This window comes from Methylomagnum sp., assembly GCF_054333355.1.
Genome location: NZ_JBTEKS010000437.1, coordinates 1 through 3,431, shown reverse-complemented (window position 1 = coordinate 3,431; position 3,431 = coordinate 1). Strand labels below are relative to the sequence as shown.

General features: G+C 61.0%; 2 protein-coding genes. Both read left to right on the top strand.

Annotated features, from left to right (window positions below; all coding sequences use genetic code 11):
- Positions 1 to 1,975: hypothetical protein (locus ACXWUF_RS20695; protein WP_458496450.1), on the top strand; the 1,975-nt coding region annotated here is incomplete at its 5' end.
- The gene (locus ACXWUF_RS20690) at positions 1,972 to 3,366 is read left to right on the top strand and encodes an RAMP superfamily CRISPR-associated protein (RefSeq protein WP_458496449.1); all 1,395 of its coding nucleotides are present in this window, start codon (positions 1,972 to 1,974) and stop codon (positions 3,364 to 3,366) included. The genes ACXWUF_RS20695 and ACXWUF_RS20690, both read left to right, overlap by 4 nt.
- Positions 3,367 to 3,431: the final 65 nt, after the last annotated feature.

The following is a 3,431-nucleotide window of genomic DNA, read 5'->3' as shown; positions in this document are numbered from 1 at the left end:
GGGTGATATCGACGCGCTGCTGGCCCGTGACCGTAATGGAGTCCCGGTGTTGCGGGCCAGCCATGTGCGGGGCGTCTGGAAAGACGCGCTGCAAGATACGGCGCTCAGGGCGGCCCTGTTCGGTGCCAGTCGGGAGGCTACCGGCCAATTAAGCCTGACTTCGTTTTATGCCGTCAGCAATCCCCGGGAGCTTTGCTGGTCCTCGACATCGTTTCGGGAAAATAACCGCGCCCCCGAAGAAGACACGCTTCGCACCCGGCAATTCGTCGCCGCTGGCACCCGCTTCGCTGCCACCGCTTGGCTCCCCGAGGGCTTGGAACCCGCCTTGCTTCAAGCAGTCACCCGCGCTGACGCGCTCGGTGCCCGGCGGCGACGCGGCGACGGGGTCATCACCGTGACCGAATGGAAAGCCGATATGCCGAAACCCGGCCAAATCGAAGGCATGCCGCTCGGCGAAGTGCCACGTCTGCGCCTTTTGCTCCACGCCGAAGACCCCGTTTGCCTGCCCCTGACCGGCTTCCCCGGCAACATCCTGCCCGGCGAATGCTATCTGCGCGGCCAGCAAGTTCTGGGGGGTATCGTTAAGGTGTTGCTGGACGCGGGCCAGACCGAAGCCGCGCAAACCTGGCTGAGCCGCCGGATTCGGGTGGGCAACGCCTATCCCGTACCGGAGTCTGCCCGCCCATTGCCCGATGGGTGGCAGGCATGGTCTGTGGTACCAGTTCCATTGGCCTACCAGCGGGCCAAGCCAGGCGGCGGCCACTGGAAATTCCCCTGGTGGGCACAACCGCGTAGCGCGGGCTCAGCGCCGGTGAATCCCATCGACAAATTCGCCGAGGCGAATGAGTCTGGTGATGGGCAACCTGCCGAAAAGCCCAAGCGGCCCGGTGATCGTGAATTCCTGTTCCGCAAGAGCCCCGGAGACCCAGATCAGGGTTGGATGTTATTCGAGTCGCCGATGGCCTTGCGGATGCGCAACGCCCTGCCCCACGAAGACAATCAGCGCGGCGGCCTGTTCACCCAGGAAGAAGTCCAGGAGCGCACCCGGTTCCTGGTTGAAATCCGCTTCCCCGACACAGCGACCGCCGAAAAGGCCGCCGAATGCCTCAAGCCTTGGATTGGTGGTGGCCGCTGCCTGAATCTTGGCCGTGGCGGTGCCCCGGTCGTGATTGAAGCCGCCGCGTGGCAACAATCTCCCCCCGCACCGGATAGCGTTTCCGAGACGGGTGCTGAATCCGGTGAATTGGAAATCATGCTGACCGCCGACCTCATCACCCGTGACAGAACCCTGGCGTTCCGGGAAAACCTGGATGTCGCCGCGCTGGCGGAGCTATGCGGCTTGGCAGGCGATTTCAGCGGCGTGAAAGTGGACAAAGCCGTGGCTGATACCGTGGAAGTGCATGGTTTCAACGCCCTCACCGGCCTGCCGCGCATCCCCGCTTTGGCGATTCGGCGGGGTTCATGCTGGCGATTCACCGGCGATCCAGGGCAAATCGCTCAACTCCGGCAGGCTTTGCAAGCGCGGCTTGGCACCGGGCTGGGCGAACGGCGCTGGGAGGGGTATGGCGGTTTTTTACTGGATTTCCGCCGAGAAATACCGCCGCAAGAGATCCGGTGGCAAGTCGTGCTGCATGGGCAGGACTCGAACGACAAACCGAGGGACGCGGCTTCCAAACGCGAGCGAGCAATCGAAGCCGCTGAACAACTTTGGAGAGACCATCCCGCCGATATTCCCCGTCTTGTGCACTGGAAGCGATTACGAGGCGTGGCGCAGGGGGGATCGAACGCCCTGATTCATCATTTAACCGACATTTACAACACTGCGGAAGAAAAGAGTCCCATAAAAGCTTGGGCCAAATGGTTGCTTAAGACATTTGAAAGCGAGGAATACAAGGACATTTCAGCGGACGAGCTTTACCGCCAACTGTTGCGTTACGCCCGCTTGCACTTGGGTTCAACCGGAGAGGTGTTATGAAGCCGCACTATCTATTTCTCGGCACCCTGGTCCAAGAAGCCTCGGCCAGCTTCGGCGGGCAGGAGGCGGAAGGCTGGGTGGACGAGGCACTGTGTCGTGACGGCAAGGGCCGCTATACCCTGCGTGGCGAGGGCCAAGCTGGCGCGTTGTTGAGCATGGCTCGCAAGCTGTTCAGGGGCATTCCCCATAGGCTCGGCGGCGTCATGACACGCCAGCCTTCCGCTTGGCGCACTTATACCACTCATCCCGAACTGGATTCTCTCGGCGAGGCCGAATTGCGCCAATGCGTGCGGATCGACCCCAAGACAGCGGCGGCGGACGAGGGCGCGTTGTTCGATCTGGAAACTTTGCCGCCAGGCACCCGCTGGCCGTTTCTGCTGGAGTTGGATGCAAGCTTGCTGGGCGAGGGAGAAGGAGGCCGTGCCACCGCCATTACCGCTCATGTATTGCAAGCCTGGGCCAATGGGTACGCCTGGTTCGGACGCGGAGTAGCGCGGGGGCTGGGGTGGTTCAAGCTGGATCATCCCCGCGTGCTGACGTTGAGCGAGACTGATGTTTGGCCGAATGCCTTCACCGCCTCGCCTTTTGCCTATGCGGCTGAACTGGCGGCCGGGCGGGCGGAACCGTTGGCGAACTTCATTGGGCAGCAAACCATCCGGCCTGACGGGACTTGGCGTTGGCGCACCTATGACCTGACCTTGAGCTTCGGCGATCCCGATCCGGAGGGTTACGACGGATTGGGTGCCCTCTCCATCGGCTCCCACGCGGGTTATGACGCCACCCCACCCTATCCCGAAGGCCAAGTGATTTGGCCGGATGGTTTGGAAAATCATGCGCGTCTTTGGAAACCAGACCGATTCGTAACCGCGACTGGCGCAAAACCACCATTGCCCTACATTCCTGGCTCCTCGCTACGCGGACCGTTGCGGCATCGTTTAGCGTGGTGGCTGAATCGACAAGGCAGGACTGATACTGAGTTCGAGACCCTGTTTGGTTATGTGAAAGAACCAAACGAAGATCGTAAACAGACCGAGGCCAAATCCAGCGCCTTGCTGATTCGCGATGCTTTTCCTGAACCTAAGGAAGGGTGGCGCATGGCCTTGTTGCAAAGCCATGCGGAGGACGAGTTCTCCGCCGGTACTTGCGGCGTTGCCTTATACAACCGGTTGGCGGTGATGAGCGCGAGCTTCCAGACCCGAGTCGTCTTGGAAGCGCCCAGCGAAGCCAAATTGATAGAGATGGATGAACTCTTCAAGGCGGCACAGAAACTGGCGACGTTAGGTTTTGTGCCGATTGGCGGGGCCACCCGGCATGGGTTTGGACGGGGCCGTTGGGAATTTAAGGAAGCCAAGGCTCAAATTTCACCGCCGAAACAGGAAGGGGCGATATGAGCGCAGACCAAAAAAAATCTAACTGCATCACCTTGTACACCCGGTCAGGAACATCACCCGATAAA

Coding starts and splice junctions, on each gene's coding strand:
- ACXWUF_RS20690 (WP_458496449.1), top strand. CDS start 1,972: ATGAAGCCGCACTATCTATTTCTCGGCACCCTGGTCCAAGAAGCCTCG.